The 20,063-nt window shown below is 74.4% G+C and carries 18 protein-coding genes; 8 read left to right on the top strand and 10 right to left on the bottom strand.

The genetic code is table 11. The features are described from left to right. Window positions 1-203: 203 nt before the first annotated feature. From AB0I41_RS28205 to mraZ, 3 genes are all read right to left on the bottom strand, one after another. A complete protein-coding gene (locus AB0I41_RS28205; RefSeq protein ID WP_357113562.1) occupies window positions 204-797 on the bottom strand; it encodes a hypothetical protein in 594 nt (197 codons plus the stop codon). Continuing rightward, on the bottom strand, window positions 794-1,906 hold the full coding sequence (gene rsmH, locus AB0I41_RS28200; RefSeq protein WP_357113566.1) for a 16S rRNA (cytosine(1402)-N(4))-methyltransferase RsmH: 1,113 nt from the start codon (window positions 1,904-1,906) through the stop codon (window positions 794-796). The genes AB0I41_RS28205 and rsmH overlap by 4 nt, the downstream gene beginning before the upstream one ends. A 211-nt stretch (window positions 1,907-2,117) precedes the next feature. Next, the gene (gene mraZ / locus AB0I41_RS28195) at window positions 2,118-2,549 is read right to left on the bottom strand and encodes a division/cell wall cluster transcriptional repressor MraZ (protein WP_357113560.1); all 432 of its coding nucleotides are present in this window, start codon (window positions 2,547-2,549) and stop codon (window positions 2,118-2,120) included. 357 nt (window positions 2,550-2,906) lie between these two features. On the opposite strand from mraZ, the gene AB0I41_RS28190 reads away from it, so the two are divergent. The 5 genes from AB0I41_RS28190 (at window position 2,907) to AB0I41_RS28170 (ending at window position 7,350) form a co-directional block, all read left to right on the top strand. After that, the gene (locus AB0I41_RS28190) at window positions 2,907-4,154 is read left to right on the top strand and encodes a MurT ligase domain-containing protein (RefSeq protein WP_357113564.1); all 1,248 of its coding nucleotides are present in this window, start codon (window positions 2,907-2,909) and stop codon (window positions 4,152-4,154) included. Beyond that, on the top strand, window positions 4,144-4,866 hold the full coding sequence (locus AB0I41_RS28185) for a glutamine amidotransferase (protein WP_357113558.1): 723 nt from the start codon (window positions 4,144-4,146) through the stop codon (window positions 4,864-4,866). Before AB0I41_RS28190 ends, AB0I41_RS28185 begins: the two co-directional genes overlap by 11 nt. Beyond that, a complete protein-coding gene (locus AB0I41_RS28180; RefSeq protein WP_357113556.1) occupies window positions 4,863-5,558 on the top strand; it encodes a VTT domain-containing protein in 696 nt (231 codons plus the stop codon). Before AB0I41_RS28185 ends, AB0I41_RS28180 begins: the two co-directional genes overlap by 4 nt. After that, on the top strand, window positions 5,555-6,061 hold the full coding sequence (locus AB0I41_RS28175) for a phosphotransferase (RefSeq protein ID WP_357113554.1): 507 nt from the start codon (window positions 5,555-5,557) through the stop codon (window positions 6,059-6,061). The genes AB0I41_RS28180 and AB0I41_RS28175 overlap by 4 nt, the downstream gene beginning before the upstream one ends. Window positions 6,062-6,510: 449 nt before the next feature. Continuing rightward, window positions 6,511-7,350 carry a hypothetical protein gene (locus AB0I41_RS28170; RefSeq protein WP_357113552.1) on the top strand — a complete coding sequence of 280 codons (840 nt, stop codon included), beginning with the start codon at window positions 6,511-6,513 and terminating at the stop codon, window positions 7,348-7,350. Window positions 7,351-7,462: 112 nt separating this feature from the next. Here AB0I41_RS28170 and leuS read toward each other — a convergent pair whose 3' ends face one another. Then, window positions 7,463-10,303 (bottom strand): leucine--tRNA ligase, encoded by a 2,841-nt coding sequence (leuS, locus tag AB0I41_RS28165; protein WP_357113550.1) that lies wholly within the window; start codon window positions 10,301-10,303, stop codon window positions 7,463-7,465. Continuing rightward, the gene (locus AB0I41_RS28160) at window positions 10,300-10,461 is read right to left on the bottom strand and encodes a hypothetical protein (protein WP_357113548.1); all 162 of its coding nucleotides are present in this window, start codon (window positions 10,459-10,461) and stop codon (window positions 10,300-10,302) included. The genes leuS and AB0I41_RS28160 overlap by 4 nt, the downstream gene beginning before the upstream one ends. 427 nt (window positions 10,462-10,888) lie before the next feature. Between AB0I41_RS28160 and AB0I41_RS28155 the strand changes: the two genes are divergently transcribed. The 3 genes from AB0I41_RS28155 to AB0I41_RS28145 are packed head-to-tail and all read left to right on the top strand — an operon-like array spanning window position 10,889 to window position 15,744. Continuing rightward, complete coding sequence (locus AB0I41_RS28155; protein ID WP_357113546.1) at window positions 10,889-11,944, top strand: MoxR family ATPase; 1,056 nt, start codon at window positions 10,889-10,891, stop codon at window positions 11,942-11,944. A gap of 1 nt (window position 11,945) precedes the next feature. After that, on the top strand, window positions 11,946-13,244 hold the full coding sequence (locus tag AB0I41_RS28150) for a DUF58 domain-containing protein (RefSeq protein ID WP_357113544.1): 1,299 nt from the start codon (window positions 11,946-11,948) through the stop codon (window positions 13,242-13,244). Between the two features lie 16 nt (window positions 13,245-13,260). After that, on the top strand, window positions 13,261-15,744 hold the full coding sequence (locus AB0I41_RS28145) for a DUF3488 and transglutaminase-like domain-containing protein (RefSeq protein WP_357113542.1): 2,484 nt from the start codon (window positions 13,261-13,263) through the stop codon (window positions 15,742-15,744). Window positions 15,745-15,977: 233 nt separating this feature from the next. On the opposite strand, the gene AB0I41_RS28140 is transcribed toward AB0I41_RS28145, so the two are convergent. The 5 genes from AB0I41_RS28140 to AB0I41_RS28120 form a co-directional block, all read right to left on the bottom strand. Further along, on the bottom strand, window positions 15,978-16,373 hold the full coding sequence (locus AB0I41_RS28140; RefSeq protein ID WP_357113540.1) for a DUF3040 domain-containing protein: 396 nt from the start codon (window positions 16,371-16,373) through the stop codon (window positions 15,978-15,980). 115 nt (window positions 16,374-16,488) lie between these two features. Further along, window positions 16,489-17,778, bottom strand: a complete 1,290-nt coding sequence (locus AB0I41_RS28135) for a DNA polymerase IV (protein ID WP_357113538.1) — start codon at window positions 17,776-17,778, stop codon at window positions 16,489-16,491. A gap of 38 nt (window positions 17,779-17,816) precedes the next feature. After that, window positions 17,817-18,983, bottom strand: coding sequence for a nucleotide pyrophosphatase/phosphodiesterase family protein (locus tag AB0I41_RS28130; RefSeq protein ID WP_357113536.1), 1,167 nt, complete (start codon window positions 18,981-18,983; stop codon window positions 17,817-17,819). Next, entirely contained in the window at window positions 18,980-19,750 is a 771-nt protein-coding gene (locus tag AB0I41_RS28125) for a methyltransferase domain-containing protein (RefSeq protein ID WP_357113534.1), read from the bottom strand. Before AB0I41_RS28125 ends, AB0I41_RS28130 begins: the two co-directional genes overlap by 4 nt. Before the next feature lie 43 nt (window positions 19,751-19,793). Then, window positions 19,794-19,973 (bottom strand): hypothetical protein, encoded by a 180-nt coding sequence (locus tag AB0I41_RS28120; protein WP_357113533.1) that lies wholly within the window; start codon window positions 19,971-19,973, stop codon window positions 19,794-19,796. Window positions 19,974-20,063: the final 90 nt, after the last annotated feature.

The following is a 20,063-nucleotide window of genomic DNA, read 5'->3' as shown; positions in this document are numbered from 1 at the left end:
GCTGGACCTCGACGCCGTCGTCGGTACGGCGGACCGCGTCCGCCCGGGAGTTGTTGAGGATGCTCATGCCCCGGTTGCGGACCCGCCGACGCCCGGCTCGCCGGTGCGCGGGTCCCCGCCCCGGCCGGCCCCGGCCCGGGACGGGCCGCGCCGGGAGCCCGTGGTGGGGTCCCGGCGCGGTTCGTCCGATCTCGGTGGCACTGCTATCCCCCGTTGCCCTGCTGGCTGGTGATCGCCGGCTGCCCGTTGGCGGGCTGCGGCACGCCGATCATCCGGCCGTCCGGCAGCCGGATGTAGGCCGGCTCGCCGGCCTCGACCAGACCGAGCTTGCGCGCCTCGGCGGTCAGGTTGCCCGGCTCCTCGGCCGCCTCGATCCGCTTGTTCAGCTGCTGCTCGTCCACGTCGAGGCGGGCCTGCTGCTGCTGGAGCTGCTGGAGCTTGAAGGCGTTCTCGTTGATCTTCGTGTTGACGGCCAGGATGCCCAGCACCCCGCCGACGACCAGCACCACGACCAGCGCCGCGAACGGTGCCCGCGGCACCCGCACCGGCGGCGGCGGCGCGACCCGCAGTCGGGGCGTACCAGCCGTGGTGGCGGCGGCGACCTTCTCGGCCGGCCGCAGCGCGGCGCTGCCCTGGGTCGGGAACTCGCGCGCCCCCCGGGCGCGAGCCTCCCCCTGCCCGCCGGCGAGGTCCGTCGGCTTCCCGCCGCGGGTGGTGCGCTGCGCCGCGGTCCGGCCCCCCGACCGCGCTGCGCGCTGCCCGACGGCCTCCCGGCCGTCGCGCTTGTTGACGTTCATGTTCCCTCCCCCTCTTCGTCCGTCCCTCTGCCGTCCCCCGGCGTCGACCCTGGGTCCACTGTGGAACCCGGTGTCGACCCCGTCCCCGGTTGGTGCATCGCCCTGACCCGGCGGCGGTACCGTTCGCGGTCGGTCCGCCCCTGCTGCCCGGCGGTCGGGTCGAGTCGTTCCGCGGCCCGCAGGCGCACCGAGGCGGCGCGCGGGTTCGCGGCGACCTCCGCCTCCCCGGGAAGCTCGGCGCCCCGGCTGAGCAGCCGGAACGTCGGGCCCGACCCGGGAAGTTCCACCGGGAGGTCGACCGGGCCCTTGCTGCGGACCCGGTCGGCGAGCGCATGCTTGGTGAGCCGGTCCTCCAGCGAGTGGTAGGACAGGACCACCATGCGACCGCCCACGTTGAGCGTGTCGAGAGCGGCCGGCAGCGCCGTCTCCAGCGCTGCCAGCTCCCTGTTTACCTCGATCCGTAAAGCCTGAAACGTCCTCTTGGCCGGGTGTCCCCCGGTTCGTCGGGCTGGTGCCGGAATGCTCTCCCTGACCAGCTCGGCCAACCGGGCCGAGGAGGTGATCCGGCCCCGCTCGCGCTCCCGGATGATCGCCGAGGCGATCCTCCCGGCGAACTTCTCCTCGCCGTAGACCCGCAGCACCCGGGCCAGGTCCGGGTGGGCGTAGGTGTTGACCACCTCCTCGGCGGTCACCCCCCGGGTCTGGTCCATCCGCATGTCCAGCGGCGCGTCCTGGGCGTACGCGAACCCGCGGTCGGGCGCGTCCAACTGCAACGAGGAGACCCCGAGGTCGAACAGGATCCCGTCGATGCCCGGGTAGCCGAGCCGCGCCAGCACCTCGGGCAACTCGTCATAGACGGCGTGCTCCAGATGGACCCGGTCGGCGAAGCGGGCCAGCCGGAACCGCGCGTGGGCGAGGGCCTCGGTGTCCCGGTCCAGGCCGATCAGCACCGTGTGCGGGTGCCGTTCCAGCACCGCCTCGGCGTGCCCGGCCAGCCCCAGCGTCGCGTCGACGTGCACCGTCCGGCCGCCCCGGTCCAGCGCGGGGGCCAGCAACTCGAGACACCTCTCGAGCAGCACCGGCACGTGCGTGCCGCGTAGCTCCCCCATGTCGACCCCCACTGGTTGAAAGTTCCGTTCGGTCCTGCGACCCTGCTCGTCGGACGACGCCGTGCCGTCGTACCACCAGATCCCCATCCGCTCCCGCTTCGCCTCCCGGGCCGCGGCCCCGGAAACTGATCGTGCGCCTGGCACCGGGGAAGGGGTGCCAGGAACTCGAAAGCGGCTGGAGATCTCGCCGTACGTCGGGCGTCGTCCCGCCCTACAGGCCGCCGGGCAGCACCCCCTCCTCGATGTCGGCGAAGTCGTCTTCGCTCTCCGCGAGGTAGGTCTCCCAGGCCGCCTTGTCCCAGATCTCCACCCGGGTGCTCGCTCCGATCACCACCAGGTCCCGGTCGAGCGCGGCGTACGACCGGAGGTGGGCCGGGATGGTGACCCGCCCCTGCTTGTCGGGGACCTCGTCGTGCGCGCTGGCGAAGAAGACCCGGCTGTAGGCCCGGGCCGCCTTGTGCGTCATGGGCTGCGCGCGCAACTGGTCGGCGATCCGCTGGAACTCGGGCGTGGGGAAGACGTAGAGGCAGCGATCCTGCCCTTTGGTGATCACGACACCCCCCGCCAACTCGTCCCGGAACTTCGCCGGGAGGATCATCCGGCCTTTGTCGTCCAGGCGTGGGGTGTGGGTGCCGAGAAACATCGGCCCTACCCCCTCGCCCTTTAGCGGCGTTCGCGGCGCCGCTGACCCCCCGGGCCGGTGGGCCCTCCCGGCCTCACCATCGCGCCCCACTCTACTCCACTTCCCTCCACCTGCAACCAGAATCGCCCGCGTGGCGCGTCGCCGTCGCGCGCAAAAGAGCACGTCAAAAGGGGTGGAGCGGAGTGGAGGGCCGCAGCGCCCCCCCGCGCCGCGTCCGCTACCCGACATAGATCGACTCCGTCCGGCGGAGCACGGGGCGACCGGACGCCCGCCCGGAACCGACCGAACGGTTCGCCGTCGGCGGCGATCTGGCGGGCGTGCGGGTCCGGTAACCTCGCTCGGGTGACGGACGCGAAGATGCCCCTGCGGGCAAAGGTGGCCAGCTCGGTGTCACGGACCGCCGCGGCGCTGTCGCGGGCCGCCGGCCGGGGCGACGGCTCGGTGATCGGCGGCTGGATCGGGCTGAAGATCGACCCCGACCTGCTGGCCCACCTCTCCACCGGCCGCGCCATCGCGCTGGTCTCCGGCACCAACGGCAAGACCACCACCACCCGGCTCGCCGCCGCGGCCGTCGGCGTGCTCGGCCGGGTCGCCACCAACTCCTTCGGCGCCAACATGCCGACCGGCCACACCTCCGCGCTGGCCAAGGCCGGCAGCACGCCGTACGCGGTGCTGGAGGTGGACGAGCACTACCTCGCACAGGTGCTGGAGGCCACCGAGCCGCACGTCGTGGCGCTGCTCAACCTCTCCCGCGACCAGCTGGACCGGGCCAAGGAGGTCGCCATGATGGCGCAGCTCTGGCGCGCCGCGCTGGTCCGGCACGCCGACGTGCGGGTGGTGGCGAACGCCGACGACCCGATGGTCGTCTGGGCGGCCACCCCGCCGGCCGATCCGGCCCGGGGGGTCAACCCGCCGCACGTCACCTGGTTCAGCGCCGGCCAGCGCTGGCACGACGACTCCTGGGTCTGCCCCGAGTGCGGCTCCACCATCCAGCGCTCTGGAGAGCAGTGGTGGTGCACCGGCTGCCCGCTGCGCCGGCCCGAGCCGCAGTGGACCGTGGAGGACGACGGCGTCCTCGACCCCACCGGCGCCTGGCACAAGGTCACCCTCCAGCTCCCCGGCAAGGTCAACCTCGGCAACGCGGCCACCGCCCTCGCGGTCGCCGCCGAGTTCGGGGTACGCCCCGTCGACGCGGTCTCCCGGCTCGGCTCGGTCGCCTCGGTCGCCGGCCGCTACGCCCAGGTCGACCGGGACGGGCGAAACATCCGGCTGCTGCTGGCCAAGAACCCGGCCAGCTGGCTGGAGGCGTTCGACATGGCCGACGAGGCGCCGACCCTGCTCTCGATCAACGCCCGCGACCCCGACGGGCTGGACACCTCCTGGCTCTTCGACGTCGACTTCGGCCCGCTGCGCGGCCGGCAGGTGCTGATCACCGGCGACCGGGCGTACGACCTGGCGGTCCGGCTCGACGTCAACGGCGTGCCCTTCCAGCACGTGCGGACGTTCGACGAGGCCGTCCGGGCGGTCCGGCCGGGCCGGCTGGAGGTCATCGCGAACTACACCGCCTTCCAGGACATCCGAGCGGAGTTGGACCGTGTCAACTGAGAGCCTGCGCATCGTCTGGATCTACCCTGATCTGCTCTCCACCTACGGCGACCGGGGCAACATGCTGATCCTGGCCCGCCGGGCGCAGCTGCGCGGGATGCCGGTCGAGGTGCTGGAGGTCCGCTCCGACCAGCGGCTGCCCGCCACCGCCGACATCTACCTGATCGGCGGCGGCGAGGACGGCCCGCAGGCGCTCGGCGCCCAGCGGCTGCTCGCCGACGGCGGCCTGCACCGGGCGGTCGCCCAGGGCTCGGTGGTGTTCGGCGTCTGCGCCGGCTACCAACTCCTCGGCACCTCCTTCTTCGCCAAGGGCACCAAGTGCGCCGGGCTGGAGCTGCTCAACCTGTCCTCCGACCGCGGCCCCACCCGGGCCGTCGGCGAGCTGGCCGGCGAGGTCGACCCGCGGCTGGGCGTACCGGCCCTGTCCGGGTTCGAGAACCACGGCGGGCGGACCCACCTCGGCCCCGGCGTCTCGCCGCTGGCCCGGGTCACCGCCGGGGTGGGCAACGACGGCGCCACCGAGGGCGCCTGGCGCGGCAAGCTGCTCGGCACGTACTCGCACGGCCCGGCGCTCGCCCGCAACCCGGCCCTGGCCGACCTGCTGCTGCGCTGGGCCACCGGGGTGCACCAGCTCCCGCCGCTGGACGACACCTGGGCCGACCGGCTCCGCTCCGAGCGCCGCGCCGCGGTGACCGCCGCCGACCGGGCATGATCCGCGCCGTCCGGCGGCTGCTCGGGCAGCCGTCGGCGCGACGCTTCGCCCTGCTGCTGCTCCTGCTCGCCGGGTTCGGGGTGCTGTTGCTGGTGGCGCCCCGGCCCAAGGTCGCCCAGCTGCCGCGGCTCGCCGACTCCCTCGACGGGTACGCCCCGGTCGTGGCGATCGTCGCCGGGGCGCTGCTGCTGGTGGCGCTGGTCCCCCGCACCGTCGTCACGCTCGCCTCCGGCGCCATCTTCGGCCCCCTGGAGGGTGCCGGGTACGCGCTCGGCGCGGCCCTGCTCGCCGCGGCGATCGGCTTCGCCGTCGGCCGGGTGCTGGGCCGGGAGTTCGTCGCGGAACGGGTCCGGGGCCGGCTGGCCCGGCTCGACGGCTGGTTCGCCCGGCAGAGCGTGTTCGGGGTGGTCACCGTCCGGCTGCTGCCCATCGCCGGCTTCGGCCTGGTCAGCTACGGCTACGGCACCACCGGCGCGCGGGCGCTGCCGTACCTCGTCGGCAGCGTGATCGCCTCCGCCCCCACCGCGTTCGGCTACGCCGCCATCGGCGCGGCGGTCAGCTCGCCCGGCGGTGTCAACTGGTACGCCGCCGCCCCCGCCGGCCTCGGCCTGATCGCCAGCGCCGTGCTGATCCATCGCTGGTGGCGGGCCGAACGGCAGCGCCGGCTCGGTGCGACGGAGCCGCGACCGTGACCGGTGGGAACCGGCCGCCGCGCCGCGCCGAGGCCGGCACCGGGCTGGCCAGCGGCGCGGAGACGGTCTGCCACCGCGACCTGTCGCCGAAGAACACCGTGTACCGGGACCTGCCCGCCGGGCTGCTGCCGGTGGCGTTCCTGGACTGGGACCTCGCCGCGCCGGGCCGCCGGATCGACGACGTGGCGTTCGCCGTGTGGCACTGGGGGGAGCTGGGCGAGGGCGCCGACCCGGCTGAGCTGGGCCGGCGCTGCCGGCTGCTCTGCGACGCCTACGACGCGGCCGCCGCCGGACCGGATCCGGTACCGCTCCCCCGGGATGAGTTGGTCACCGTGATGCTCGACCAGATCGACGCCACCTGGCGGGGCATCGATGCCGGCGCGGACCGGGACGAGTTTGGCATGCGCCGGCTGCGCGCGGCCGGCGCGGTCGACGGGGTACGCCGCTGGCAGGACTGGGTGCGCGCCCACCGGCGCACCGTGGAGTCGACCCTCCACGCCTGAAGCCACCCGCGCCGCCGGCCGCGGCTCGTGCCGGCGTCCCGGCGTCCCGGCGTCCCGGCCCGCTGTGGACGTCCCCTACGAGCGTGATACCTCAGAGTCATATTTATGCCTCTGAGGTATCACGCTCGTAGGAGCGTGCGCCACCACGGAGGTCACGCTCCGGGTATCGCCTTCCGGGCGGCGCTCGCCCGTCGGGGCCGCGCGGCCGCGCCTGACCGCCGCGGGCCGGGTGGGTCATTCCGACGGGTGGACCAGCCTCGAAGCTGATCGCCGACGAGAGCCTGGCGGGGTTCGCCGCCCGTGTCGGCCCGGCCGGCGTCACCGTCCGGACACCGGACCGGCGGCGCTGAGCAGGGTGCTGCGCGCCGAGGGCGGCGCCGTCCACGCCGGGGCGGACGGCTCGCTGGTCGTCGGGGGCCTGACCGCCGCCCGCGTCGACTACCCCGCCGATGAGCACCGCCACCCGTCCCACCCGCACCGCCCGCCGCACCGTCGCACCGGCCCGGTTCCGCGACCTGCTCGCCGCCGAGTGGATCAAGCTGTGGTCGCTGCGGTCGACGTACGGCTCGCTGGCGGTGATCACGGTCTCCGCGCTGTTGTTCAGCGCCCGGGCCGCCCTCGCCGACCACCGGAACTGGCCGGACTACTCCGCCGAGCGGCGCGCCTTCTTCGCGCCCGTCGGCCACGCCTTCCCCGAGGAGGGGTGGCTGTTCGTGGTGCTCGCCGCCGGCAGCGTCGGCGCCGTGATGATCGCCAGCGAGTACGCCAGCGGGCAGATCCGCACCACCTTCGCGGCCGTACCCGCACGGCGGGCGGTGGCCGCCGCGAAGGTGGTGGTGCTCGCGGCGGTGATGACGGCCGTCGGCGCGCTGGCCTCGGGCGGCGCGTTCTGGCTCTCCCAGGCGATCCTCGCCGACCGGCACGCCGGCGCGTCGATCGCCAATCCCGGCGCGCTGCGCGCGGTGGTCGCGTCGGCGCTGCTGGTGCCGGTCTGCGCGCTGGCCGGGCTGGGCATCGGCGCCCTCGTCCGGCACACCGCCCCAGCGATCGTCACCACCACGGCGGTGCTGCTCCTGCTGCCGTTGGCGTTCGACACGCGCCACCGGTGGACCGCCGCCGTCAACCACGCGCAGCCGGTCCCCGCCTGGGAACGGCTGGTGGAGATCGTCCCGTTCCCGAACTACGACGGCTGGGTGGCCACGATCCCCACCTCCTGGACCGTCTTCGCCACCTGGTCCCTGACCGCCACCCTGGCCACCCTGATCGCCCTCCACCACCGCGACCCCTGACCCACCACCCCCGGCCCAAGATCCGCTCACTTACAGAGAAAGAGTGGCTATTCCGCGCGGAATAGCCACTCTTTCCGTGAAACTGCAAGCCCCGGCCCGGGGGGCGAGGGGGTCAGGCGACGACCGAGACCATCCGACCCTTCACCACGATGACCTTGCGGGGCTCCTTGCCGGCCAGCGAGCCGGCCACCGCCTCCAGGGCCGCCGCGCGGACGGTCTCCTCGGACGCGTCGGCGGGGACCTCGACGCGGCCCCGCACCTTGCCGTTGATCTGCACCGGGTACGTCGCCGTCTCGGCGACCAGCAGCGCCGGGTCGGCGGTCGGGAAGTCCGCGTACGTCAGCGAGGTCTCGTGCCCCAGCCGCCGCCACAGTTCCTCGGCCACGTGGGGGGCGAACGGCGCCAGCATCAGCACCAGCGGCTCGGCCACCTCGCGCGGGGTCTCCGACAGCCGGGTCAGCCCGTTGGTCAGCTCGATCAGCTTGGCGATCGCGGTGTTGAACCGGATCGCCTCCATGTCGCCGCGGACCCCGTCGACCACCTTGTGCAGCAGCCGGCGGGTCGCCTCGTCGGCCGGCGCGTCGGTGACCCGCAGCGCGCCGCTCTGCTCGTCGACGACCGCCCGCCAGACCCGCTGCAGGAACCGGTACGACCCGACCACCGCCCTGGTCTCCCACGGTCGGGACACCTCCAGCGGGCCCATCGACATCTCGTAGACCCGGAACGTGTCCGCGCCGTACGCGGCACACATATCGTCCGGGGTGACGACGTTCTTCAGGGACTTGCCCATCTTGCCGTACTCGCGGTTGACCTGGGTGTCGCCCAGGTAGAAGCCGCCCTCGCGCTCGGTCACGTCCTCGGCCGGCACGTACGCGCCCCGGGCGTCGGTGTACGCGTACGCCTGGATGTAGCCCTGGTTGAACAGCTTGCGGAACGGCTCGAACGACGAGACGTGGCCCAGGTCGTACAGCACCTTGTGCCAGAAGCGCGCGTACAGCAGGTGCAGCACGGCGTGCTCGGCGCCGCCGACGTACAGGTCGGTTCCCCCGCAGTCGCCCTCGCCGCGCGGGCCCATCCAGTACCGCTCGTTCTCCGCGTCGACGAACCTTTCGGAGTTGGTCGGGTCCAGGTAGCGCAGCTCGTACCAGCAGGAGCCGGCCCACTGCGGCATCACGTTGGTCTCGCGGGTGTAGCGCTGCGGGCCGTCGCCCAGGTCCAGCTCCACCTCGACCCAGTCGTGCCGGCGCGACAGCGGGGTCTCCGGGTTGCTGTCGGCATCCTCCGGGTCGAACGTCCGCGGCGAGAAGTCGTCCACCTCGGGCAGCTCGACCGGCAGCATCTCCTCCGGCAGGGCGATGGCGGCGCCGGAGGAGTCGTACACGATTGGGAACGGCTCGCCCCAGTAGCGCTGCCGGGAGAACAGCCAGTCGCGCAGCCGGTAGGTGACCGCACCGGTGCCGTGCCCGTTCGCCTCCAGCCAGGCGATGATCGCCGCCTTGGCGTCGGCGACTCCCAGGCCGTTCAGGTCCAGGCCGCGGTCGGGCGCGGCGCTGTTGATCGCCGGGCCGTCACCGGTGTACGCCTTGCCGTCGAAGCCCTCCGACGGCTGCACGGTGCGCACGATCGGCAGGTCGAAGACCTCGGCGAACGCCCAGTCCCGTTCGTCCTGGGCGGGCACCGCCATGATCGCGCCGGTGCCGTAGCCGGCCAGCACGTAGTCCGCGATGAAGATCGGGATCTGCCCGCCGGTGACCGGGTTGACGGCGTACGCGCCGACGAAGACGCCGGTCTTCTCCTTCGTGTCGGCCTGCCGCTCGACGTCGGTCTTGGCCGCCGCCGTCTTCCGGTACGCCTCGACCGCCGCGCGCGGGTTGGCGTGCCCGCCGGTCCAGGCGTCCTTCGTCCCGGCCGGCCAGGCGGCCGGCACCAGCGCGTCGACCAGGTCGTGCTCCGGGGCCAGCACCATGTAGGTGGCGCCGAAGACGGTGTCCGGCCGGGTGGTGAACACCCGGACCGGCTTCCGCTCGGTCGGGAAGTCGATGTGCGCGCCCTGGGAGCGGCCGATCCAGTTGCGCTGCATCAGCTTGATCGGCTCGGGCCAGTCCAGCTTGTCCAGGTCGTCCAGCAGCCGGTCGCCGTACGCGGTGATCCGCATCATCCACTGCTTCAGGTTGCGCTTGAAGACCGGGAAGTTGCCCCGCTCGGAGCGACCGTCGGCGGTGACCTCCTCGTTGGCCAGCACGGTGCCCAGCCCCGGGCACCAGTTCACCGGGGCCTGCGAGACGTACGCCAGCCGCTGGTCGTCGACGATCTTCCGCCGCTCGGCCACGGTCAGCTCGACCCAGGGGCGGCCGTCCGGGGTGAGCCGGTCGCCCCCCTCGAACTCGGCGATCAGCTCGGCGATCGGCCGGGCCTTCTTCGCCTCCTGGTCGTACCAGGAGTTGAAGATCTGCAGGAAGATCCACTGGGTCCAGCGGTAGAAGTCGGTGTCGATGGTGGCCACCGAGCGGCGCTCGTCATGGGCCAGCCCCAGCCGGCGCAGCTGCGCCTTGTACCGCTCGATGTTGGCCACGGTGGTGGTGCGCGGGTGGGTGCCGGTCTGCACCGCGTACTGCTCGGCGGGCAGGCCGAACGCGTCGAAGCCCATCGCGTGCAGCACGTTGCGCCCGGCCATCCGCTGGTAGCGGGCGAAGCAGTCGGTGCCGATGTAGCCCAGCGGGTGGCCGACGTGCAGGCCGGCGCCCGACGGGTACGGGAACATGTCCAGCACGTACAGCTTCTCCGCGCCCGCCCTGGGGTGGTCCGGGTCGGCCAGCGGGCCGGTGGGGTTCGGGGCGTGGAAGGTGCCCTCGCGCGCCCAGACGTCCTGCCAACGGTGCTCGATCTCGTCGGCCAGGGCCGCGGTGTACCGGTACGGGGGGATGTCGCCCGCCGGTGCGGCTGCCTCACTCATGGCGTCTCCTCGCTTCGCTTGTCGCCGCCGGCCGTGCCACGGCCGGGCTGGGTGCTGACCTCGCTCGGCGTGGTCATCGTCGGTATGGGGAAGTGGATCCGCTCGCCGTGCCCGCCGGGCCGGCCGGCCCGGGCCACCCGCCGGCCGACGGAGGGCACAAAAAAGCCCCTCGCGCAGGAGGGGCCGCCGTGCTGTCGCGCGTCAGCGCATCAGCACGGCCCGGTAAGGAGCAGGAAGAATCCGGCCATGACCGGGAGTGTACCCCGCCCGGCGGCCGCGCACGTCGCCCGCCACCACGGGTCGGGACGGGCGGGCCGCCGCCACCCGTGCCGAAAACCCTCCGCCGGTGCCCATCGTGATCATGTCCGGCACCGACAGCGACCGTCAGGTCCCCCGTCCCGGCGAATATTCGGGGCGTAACCGACCGTCTACCGGCAAGGGTCGGCGGCGGCGAGAAACATGGTTAGCCTGAGAGGCCAGTGAGATTTGAGATTTCTGCGGCAGACGTGGCTCGGCGTCGCGAACCCAACGGCGGGTCCAGGTGCTCTATACAGAGCTGCCGTTCCGGCGACGAGGAGGAGGCCCGTGACACAACAGACCTGGGACGAGGTGGGCGGCCTGCTGCCGCACGACGAGTTCCGCGCCGCCAGCGAAGCCATCGTGGCCAACATCGAGCAGGTCATCGAAGGCAAGACCGCGACTGTGCGCCTCGCCCTGGCCGTTCTCCTCGCCGAGGGGCACCTGCTGATCGAGGACGTGCCCGGGGTCGGCAAGACCAAGCTGGCCAAGGCCCTGGCCCGCTCGATCGACTGCTCGGTCCGTCGCATCCAGTTCACCCCCGACCTGCTGCCCAGCGATGTCACCGGGGTCAGCGTCTACAACCAGGAGACGCACGACTTCGAGTTCCGCCCGGGCGCGGTCTTCGCCAACCTGGTGGTCGGCGACGAGATCAACCGGGCCTCGCCGAAGACCCAGTCCGCGCTGCTGGAGTGCATGGAGGAGCGGCAGGTCACCGTCGACGGGGTCACCTACCAGCTCCAGACGCCGTTCATGGTGATCGCCACCCAGAACCCGATCGAGATGGAGGGGACGTACCCCCTGCCGGAGGCGCAGCGCGACCGGTTCACCGCGCGGATCGCCATGGGTTATCCCGGCCAGGAGGCCGAGCTGGCCATGCTGGACGGTCACGGCGCGGCCGACCCGCTGCAGGAGCTGCGCCCGGTGTCCGACGCCGACACGGTCCGCCGGCTGATCGCCACGGTCCGCCAGGTGCACGTCGCGGACGCGGTCAAGCAGTACGCGGTGGACCTGGTCACCGCCACCCGCGAGGCCCCGGACCTGCGCCTCGGCGCCTCCCCGCGGGCCACCCTGCAGCTGCTGCGCACCGCCCGCGCGGTCGCCGCGCTGGAGAGCCGCGACTACGTGCTCCCCGACGACCTGCAGGCCCTCGCGGTGCCGGTGCTGGCGCACCGGATCATCCCCACCGCCGACGCCCAGCTGGCTCGGCGCACCACCGACGCGATCGTCTCCGAGCTGGTGCACCGGCTGGCCCTGCCGCAGGAGCGCAAGCGCACCCAGTACGACACGCCGCGGCCCGCCGCGGGCAACGGCCGCGGGCCGTACGAGCCGCGGAGGCCCTGACGTGCGCGACGGGCTGCGCGGCCTGACCACCCGCGGCCGCTCGTTCCTGGCGGCCGCGATCGCGGCGGCGGTCTCCGCCGCCATCCTCGGCGAGAAGGACCTGCTACGGGTGGCCGTGCTGCTCGCCGTCCTGCCGTTGTTCGCCGCGCTCTACGTCGGGCGCAGCCGATACAAGCTCGCCTGCAACCGGTCGCTGGAACCGCACCGGGTGCCGGTCGGGGCCAGCTCCCGGGTGGTGCTGCGCCTGCAGAACATGTCCCGGCTGCCCACCGGCACCCTGCTGCTGGAGGACCGGCTGCCGTACGCGCTGGGCAGCCGGCCCCGGGTGGTGCTGGAGCGGCTCGGGGCGCACCAGGCCAGCTCGGTGGCGTACACGGTCCGCGCCGACGTGCGCGGCCGGTACGAGGTGGGTCCGCTGGTGGTCCGGCTGACCGACCCGTTCGGGCTGTGCGAGCTGACCCGGGCCTTCCCCAGCACCGACCAGCTGACCGTGATCCCCCAGGTCAACCCGCTGCCGACGGTCCGCCTCCCCGGCGAGTACACCGGCAGCGGCGACAGCCGGGCCCGGTCGGTGGCGGTGCACGGCGAGGACGACGCCGCCACCCGGGAGTACCGGGTGGGCGACGACCTGCGCCGGGTGCACTGGAAGTCGACCGCCCGCACCGGTGAGCTGATGGTGCGCCGCGAGGAGCAGCCCTGGGAGAGCCGCGCCACCGTCGTGCTGGACACCCGGGCGTTCGGCCACCGCGGCGACGGCCCGACCGCCAGCTTCGAGTGGGCGGTCTCCGCCGCCGCGAGCATCGCGGTGCACCTGCGCCAGTCCGGCTACAAGCTGCGCCTGGTCACCGGCTCCGGCGCCGACGTGGACGCCACCGAGGGCGCCGGGGACGGTCTGCTCCTGGACCACCTGGCGGACGTCCGCCTCGACCAGCGTGGCGAGGTCGCCACCCTGGTGCAGCGGGTCCGGCAACGCACCGACGGGGGCCTGATCATCGCCCTGCTCGGCTCGGTGACCACGGTCGAGGCCGAGCTGCTGGCCGGGCTGCGGGCCAACGGCGCGACCTGCGTCGGTTTCCTGTTGGACAGCTCCACCTGGCTCAGCCTGCCGGAGAAGGCCCGCGCCGAGTCGGAACGGGCGCACGGCGCGGCGGCACTCGCCCTGCTCCAGGGCGGTTGGCGGGTGATCGGGGTGGACCACGGCGGCCGGCTGCCGGCGCTCTGGCCGCAGGCCGCCCGCGGCTCGCAGGGCTTCGCGCTGCGCGCGGCGCTCGCCGAGACGGTCGCCGGCGGCGTCCGATGACGGAAGGGGTGACGCCGTGACCGCGTCCCGGAACCTCGGCTTCGTGGCCGCCGCGGCGACCCTGCTCGCCGCGGCGCCGCTGTCGTCGATCTTCCAGCGCTGGACCTGGCTGATCGAGGCCGCCATCGCGGTGGCCGTGGTCGCCGGGGTGGCCGCGCTGACCCGGCTGGTCCGGGCTCCCCTGTGGGGGCAGGTGCTGGGCATGCTGGCCGGCCTGCTAATCGCCCTGACCTGGCTCTTCCCGGGTGGCACCGAGCTGGTCGCGTTCCTGCCCACCCCGGCCACCCTGGCCCACTTCGGCGAGCTGGCGCAGGGCTCGTTGCAGGACATGCGCTCGTACGGCGTGGAGGTGCCGGACACCACGCCGCTGCTGTTCATCACCGTGCTCGGGGTGGGCGCGGTGGCGATCATGGTCGACGTGCTGGCGGTGGGGCTGCGTCGCCCGGCGCTGGCCGGCCTGCCGATGCTGGCGATCTACTCGGTGCCGGTGGCGGTCTACGTGGACAGCGTGCCCGCGCTGCCGTTCGTGTTCGGCGCCTGCGGCTACCTGTGGCTGCTGGTCACCGACAACGTCGACCGGGTACGCCGGTTCGGCCGCCGGTTCACCGGCGAGGGACGCGACGTCGACGTGTGGGAGTCCTCCCCGCTGGCCGCCGCCGGCCGTCGGCTGGCGGCGGTGGGCGTGGCGCTGGCCGTGGTGGTGCCGCTGGCCGTGCCCGGGATGACCGGTGGGCTGCTCGACCAGGTCAACTCGACCGGCGACGGCACCGGCAACGGGCGGCCCGGGCAGGGCGGCAGCCCCGGCCGGATCGACCTGTTCGCCGCGCTCAGCGGCCAGCTCAACCAGTCCGAGGTCACCGAGATGGTCAAGGTGACCACCAATGAGCCGAGCCCGTTCTACCTGCGCTTCGGCGTCGCCGACGAGCTGCGGCCGGACGGCTTCCGGGTGCGCCCGCCCAACGGCCGGCGGGTGGACCGGAACCTGCCCGCCCCGCCGGCCCGCCAGGGCGCCGAGCAGCAGCGGTACCGGGCGACCGTCCAGGTCACCCGCAACCTGAACATGCCGCTGGTGCCGGTGTACGCCGATCCGGTCAGCACCGACGGGCTCAGCGGCAACTGGCTCTACGACCCGAACCTCGGGGTGGTCTTCTCCAACCGGGACAACTCCCGGGGCAAGCGCTACTCGTTCGAGTACGTCCGCTCGACGTTCACCCCGGCGGCCCTGCGCAAGGCCCGGTCCCTGCCGGCCGAGCACCCGATCGCCGTCCAGCAGACGCGGCGGCCGGCGGTCCAGCAGGTCGACGTGCTGGTGTCCCGGCTCGTCGAGGGCAAGCAGAACGACTACGACAAGGTCCGGGCGATCTACGACTACTTCTCCCGGGAGAACGGCTTCAGCTACTCGCTGAGCACCAAGGGGGGCACCAGCGGCGAGGAGATCGTCGACTTCCTCACCAACAAGGTCGGCTACTGCCAGCAGTACGCGGCGGCGATGGCCTGGCTGGTGCGCTCCGCCGGCATCCCGGCCCGGGTGGCGTTCGGCTTCACCAACGGCGCCGGCGTCGGCGGCGACACGTACCTGCTGACCAACCGCAACCTGCACGCCTGGACGGAGGTCTACTTCGACGGGATGGGCTGGGTCCCGTTCGACGCGACCCCGGCGTACGCGTTGCAGGGCGCGAACCGCTCGGCCTGGGCCCCAGACAGCGACGCCCCGGACCCGGAGCCCTCGGAGACCAGCGCTCCCGGCGCCTCCCCCGACGACCCCGCCGCCTCGGCGCGGCCGGACCGGCAGGACGCCGCCGACCGGGACACCGACACGGGCTTCGACCCGTCCGCCGGCGCCCCGACCCGGCGCGCGCCGAGCTGGCCCTGGTGGACGGCGGGCGCGGTGCTGGCCCTGCTCGCCCTGCTCTGCGTGCCGGCGCTGCGGCGGCTGACGCTGCGGCGTCGCCGCCACGGCCGGCCGGCTCCGGCGGTCACCACGACGGCTGGCGGCGGAACGGGCGGGGCGGGCGCCGAGGCGCCCGGCATGGTCGTCCTCGGCGCGGACCACGACCGGGCCCGCGCCGACGCCCACGCCGCCTGGGACGAGCTGCTGGACACGCTGGTGGACTACCGGGTACGCGTCGACCGGACGGAGACGCCCCGGGCCACCGCCGAGCGGCTGGCCCGCGAGGCCGTGGGCGACGACGCCGCATCCGCGGCGGCGGCTCGGCTGCTCGGCCGGGCGGAGGAGCGGGCCCGGTACGCCCGCGACCCGCTCACCGGGGAGCCGCTGCACCCGGCGCTGAAGACGGTCCGGGGCATCCTCGCCGCCCGGTCGGACCGGCGCACCCGGCTCCTCGCGGCCGTGCTGCCGCCGTCGGTGCTGCTGCGCTGGCGGCTGGCGCTGGCGGACTCGTCCTCGCGGTTGGTGGCCGCGGGCGGGCGGACCCGCTCACGGCTGCAGCGCTGGAGCCCGCGCCGACTGCTCGCCACCCGCTCCACCCGCCGCGCCTGACCCTCGCGGCTCCCGCACCTCCGCGTCGATCCAGGGCTTGTCGTCACCAGTTGATCTCGGATCACGACGACAAGTCCTGGATCGGCGGTGAGGTGTGCCGCGAGCCAGCGGCCGCGAGTCGATCGCGCGGAGGGGGCACACCGGGGCTGGACGTGGCGGTACGACGGAGGTGGCCGGACCGTCCGGCACCCACCGTCGTGGCGACGCCCGCCCGCCTCAGGGGCGGTGAGCGTTCAGCGATGTCCCTCCGGGCGCTGCCGCCACCGGTCCTCCATGCGGTCCAGCAGCGACGGCCGTCGACCCGCGCGCCCGCGCGGACGACGGCGACTCGTCGTGCCACCCACCACGTGCAGGTCGGGTGACTGCGACCGGCGATGCGACTGCACCGCGTAGCCCAGCGCGGCCAGCATGACGACGAAGCCCGCCACTGCCAGCGGCGGAGTCTTGATCACCGCGCCGTAGACCAACAGGGCCAGGCCGACGACGACCACGCCGGCAGCGACGAGCAGGCGACGCCGCGCGTGGAAGCGCGGATCGCTGGCGCGCACGGCCGAGGCGAATTTGGGGTCCTCGGCAAGCGACCGCTCGATCTGCTCGAACAGCCGCTGCTCGTGCTCCGAGAGCGGCACGGCACTCCTCCCCGGTCACGTTGGTCGGCCCGGTCGGGCCGACAGACCGTGGCAGCCAACCGGCTGCTTGCCGTCAAGTCTACGAGGGGGCTCGCGCGTCGGAAAGCGGGACGACCTACGGCCGGGTCGGATTTTCGCCTCGCCGGGGATCACGCTTGCCGAGCAGACTGGCCGGACCTATGACGGACCGCCCGAATCGGGCAGCCGCGGCGTCGGCGGCGACTTCCGCCTCCCGCCAGCCGCGCTCGGGCGCGCCCAGGGTCAACTGCCGTGGCGTCGCCGTCGCCCCGGCCAGCCCCTCCACCCGGACGCCGACCAGCCGGACCCGCTCTCCGGGGTCGAGAATCGTGTAGAGGGCCCAGGCGGTGTCGAAGATCTCCCGGGCCACGTCGGTGGGCACGCCGAGGGTGCGGGACCGGTTGACGGTGCGGAAGTCGGCCAGCCGCACCTTGAGCGAGACCGTCCGCCCGACCTGCCCGGCGTGGCGCAGCCGGGCGCCGACCTTCTCGCTCAGGGCGAGCAGAGCCCGGCGGATCTCCATCGGGTCGGCGACGTCGGCGTCGAAGGTCACCTCGGCGCCGATGGACTTCTCCACGTGCTCGGGGCTGACCGTCCGCGGGTCGCGCCCCCAGGCCAGCTCGTGCAGGTGACTGGCGGCCGCCTCGCCGACAGCCTTGCGGAGCATCCCGTACGGCGCCTCGGCCAGGTCACCGACGGTGTTCAGGCCCAGCCGGCGCAGCGTCTCGGCGGAGCGCTCCCCCACCCCCCAGAGCGCGGAGACCGGCAGCGGGTGCAGGAACTCCAGCACCCGACCGGCCGGCACCACGAGCAGGCCGTCCGGCTTGGCCCGGGTGGAGCCGAGCTTGGCCACGAACTTGCTCGGGGCCACCCCGACGGAGCAGATCAGCTCCTGCTCGGCCGACACCCGCCCACGGATCCGGCGGGCGATCTCGGCCGGCGACCCGAACAGCCGCCGGGCGCCGGCCACGTCGAGGAACGCCTCGTCCAGGGAGAGCGGCTCGACCAGCGGGGTGACGTCCCGGAAGATCTGCATGACCGCCCGGGAGGCGGCCGTGTACTGCCCGAAGTCGGGCGGGAGGTAGACCGCGTGCGGGCAGAGCGCCCGGGCGCGCATGGTGGGCATGGCGCTGCGGACGCCGTACCGCCGGGCCTCGTAGCTGGCGGAGCTGACCACGCCGCGCGGCCCGACCCCGCCGACCACGACGGGCCGGCCGCGCAGCTCGGGGCGGCGGCGCACCTCCACCGAGGCGAAGAAGGCGTCCATGTCGACGTGCAGGATCGGGCTGCCGGAGTCGTCGGCGTCGGGCCCGAAACGCGGGTCGCCCCCGCGCTCCGACCCGCGGCGCGGGTCATGACCGCGCGCGAACGACTGACTCCGACCCATTCCCGCAGGCTAACCCGCCGGTACGACAGCCCGACCGGTCAGCCCCGCACCACCAGCAACGGAATGGTCAGCTCCGCCGCGGTGTCCGCCCCGTGGTACGCGACCAGCCGGGACACCGCCGGCGGCTCGGAGCGGCTGGCCAGCACCGCGTACGTGCCGTGGCAGGTGACCACGACGTCGCCGACGCGCCGCAGATGCTCCGGCGGCACCGGGCCGAACCGCCCGGCGGCCACCGCCTCCGCCCGGGTCTCCACCCGGGCGGCCGGCCCGAGCACCGCCGACCAGGCGGCCACCACGTCGTCGACGGCGCCCGGCTCGACGTGCAGGTAGCGCACCCGTGGCTCCCCGGCGACGACCCGTACCCCGGCCCCCAGTCGGGGGTCGGTGTCCAGGTCGAAGCGGTGCGCGTCGGGCACGTCGAGCTGCCCGTGGTCGGCGGTGACCAGCAGCGCGGCGTCCGGCGGCAGGCCGTCGACGAGCAGGGCGAGCAGGGCGTCCACCCCGGCGGCGGCGATCCGCCAGGGCGCGGAGTCGACGCCGGTGAGGTGGCCGTGCCGGTCCAGGTCGGGGTGGTAGCCGGAGACCAGGGTCGGCCCGGGGCCGGCGGCGAGCGCGGCGAGCATCGTCGCGGCCAGCGCGTCCACCCCGACGGCGCCCCGATAGTCGCCGCCCCGGTTGGCGGCCAGGGTGAGCCCGCTGCCGGCGTACTCGGGACGGCTGACCACGGTGACCGCGACGCCGGCCGCCCGGGCCCGCTCCCACTGGGTGCGCACCGGCTGCCAGGTCAGCGGCTCCGGGTCGCCGGCCCACTCGATGTGGTTGAGCACCCGGTCGGTGCCGGGCACCCGGACGGTGAAGCCGAGCACCCCGTGCGGGCCGGGCGCGACGCCCGCGCCGAAGCTCACCAGGCTGGTCGGCGTGGTGGAGGGGAAGACGGCGGTCAGCGGCCGGCCGACGGTCGCGGCCAGGCCGGCCAGGGTCGGCGCGTACGGCGCGGCGGTCGGGATCTGGTACCAGCCGAGCCCGTCGACCAGGAGCACGGCGATCCGGCGTACCCCGGCCAGTCGGGGGGTGAGCCCCAGCAGGTCGACCGCGCCGGGCACGCCGAGCACGGCCAGCGCGCTGGGCACCACGTCGGCGAGGCTGCCGCCGCCGTAGCGCGGCGCCACCACGTCCAGGGGACCGGGCGGCGGCGGGGAGGTCATGCCGGCCGACGGGCGAACAGGTGCAGCTGGGCGGCGAGGTCCCGGTACGGCAACCGGGCGGCGAGGGCCCGTTCCAGCTCGACCAGGGCGCCGGGCTGGCCGTCGGCCACGGCGGCGGGGAGCAGGTCGGCGAGGACGCGTACCCCGTGGATCTCCTCGACGGTGAGCCCGGCGGCGCGCAGCAGCGCGGCGGCGCCGTCGGCGTCGAAGCGCCGGCGCAGGGTGTCGCGCGGCCCGGCGGAGCCGTCCGGGGCGGCGGCGAGCGCGGCGGCGACGTCCAGGTGGCCGTTCATCGCCCGGGCCAGCACGGCGGCGGCCCGGCCGGCGACCAGCACGCTGGCCGCGCCCCCGGGTCGCAGCGCGGCGGCCAGCGCGGTGACCACCGGCGTCGGATCGTCGACCACCTCCAGCACGGAGTGGCAGAGCACCAGGTCGGCGCTGGCCGGTGCGACCAGCCCGGCCAGCGCGTCGCCGTCGCCCTGGACGGCGCGTACCCGGCCGGCGACCCCGGCCTCGGCGGCCCGGCGGGTCAGCGCGGCGAGCGCGTCGGGGCTGGCGTCGACCACGGTGACCCGGTGCCCGGCCTGGGCGAGCGGAACGGCGAAGCCGCCGGTCCCGCCGCCGACGTCGAGCACGGTCAGCTCATCGCCGGCACGTCGGTCCAGCTCGGCGGCGAGGACCGACCAGATGACAGCGGTACGGGGGGTCAGCGGCGGCCCGGTGAACCGGCCTCGGGTGGTCTGCTCCACCCGGTCGAGCCTAGTCACCCACGCCACCCGACCCCCCGCAGGCGGTGCCGCGCTGCTCGGGTCAGGACTCGCCGCCGGCGGCGGGGTCCTCCTCCGCGCGGGACCGGTTGGCGTTGGCCACCGGGCCGTCGTGCACCTGGTACTCGCGCGTCTCCACGTCCTGTGCCGGCGCCCAGCCGGCACCGAGCCGGGTGCGCCGGGCGTTCGCCACGCCACCGGTGTACATGCTGTTCGACGTCATCGCGTCTTCCCCCTTGCCGCGAACGGGCCACTCTGCCCGCACGTGCCGGAAGTCTGCCGCCTGACGGCCCGAGAAACCGTAATGTGGATC

Source organism: Micromonospora sp. NPDC050200 (genome assembly GCF_040656135.1).
GTDB lineage: Bacteria > Actinomycetota > Actinomycetes > Mycobacteriales > Micromonosporaceae > Micromonospora.
Note: the sequence above shows the minus strand (reverse complement) of the source record. Positions and strands in the feature narration are given on the sequence as shown.

Coding starts and splice junctions, on each gene's coding strand:
- rsmH (WP_357113566.1), bottom strand. CDS start 1,906: ATGGGGGAGCTACGCGGCACGCACGTGCCGGTGCTGCTCGAGAGGTGT.
- AB0I41_RS28180 (WP_357113556.1), top strand. CDS start 4,863: ATGATCCGCGCCGTCCGGCGGCTGCTCGGGCAGCCGTCGGCGCGACGC.
- leuS (WP_357113550.1), bottom strand. CDS start 10,303: ATGAGTGAGGCAGCCGCACCGGCGGGCGACATCCCCCCGTACCGGTAC.
- AB0I41_RS28130 (WP_357113536.1), bottom strand. CDS start 18,983: ATGACCTCCCCGCCGCCGCCCGGTCCCCTGGACGTGGTGGCGCCGCGC.
- AB0I41_RS28205 (WP_357113562.1), bottom strand. CDS start 797: ATGAACGTCAACAAGCGCGACGGCCGGGAGGCCGTCGGGCAGCGCGCA.
- AB0I41_RS28190 (WP_357113564.1), top strand. CDS start 2,907: ATGCCCCTGCGGGCAAAGGTGGCCAGCTCGGTGTCACGGACCGCCGCG.
- AB0I41_RS28135 (WP_357113538.1), bottom strand. CDS start 17,778: ATGGGTCGGAGTCAGTCGTTCGCGCGCGGTCATGACCCGCGCCGCGGG.
- mraZ (WP_357113560.1), bottom strand. CDS start 2,549: ATGTTTCTCGGCACCCACACCCCACGCCTGGACGACAAAGGCCGGATG.
- AB0I41_RS28170 (WP_357113552.1), top strand. CDS start 6,511: ATGAGCACCGCCACCCGTCCCACCCGCACCGCCCGCCGCACCGTCGCA.
- AB0I41_RS28120 (WP_357113533.1), bottom strand. CDS start 19,973: ATGACGTCGAACAGCATGTACACCGGTGGCGTGGCGAACGCCCGGCGC.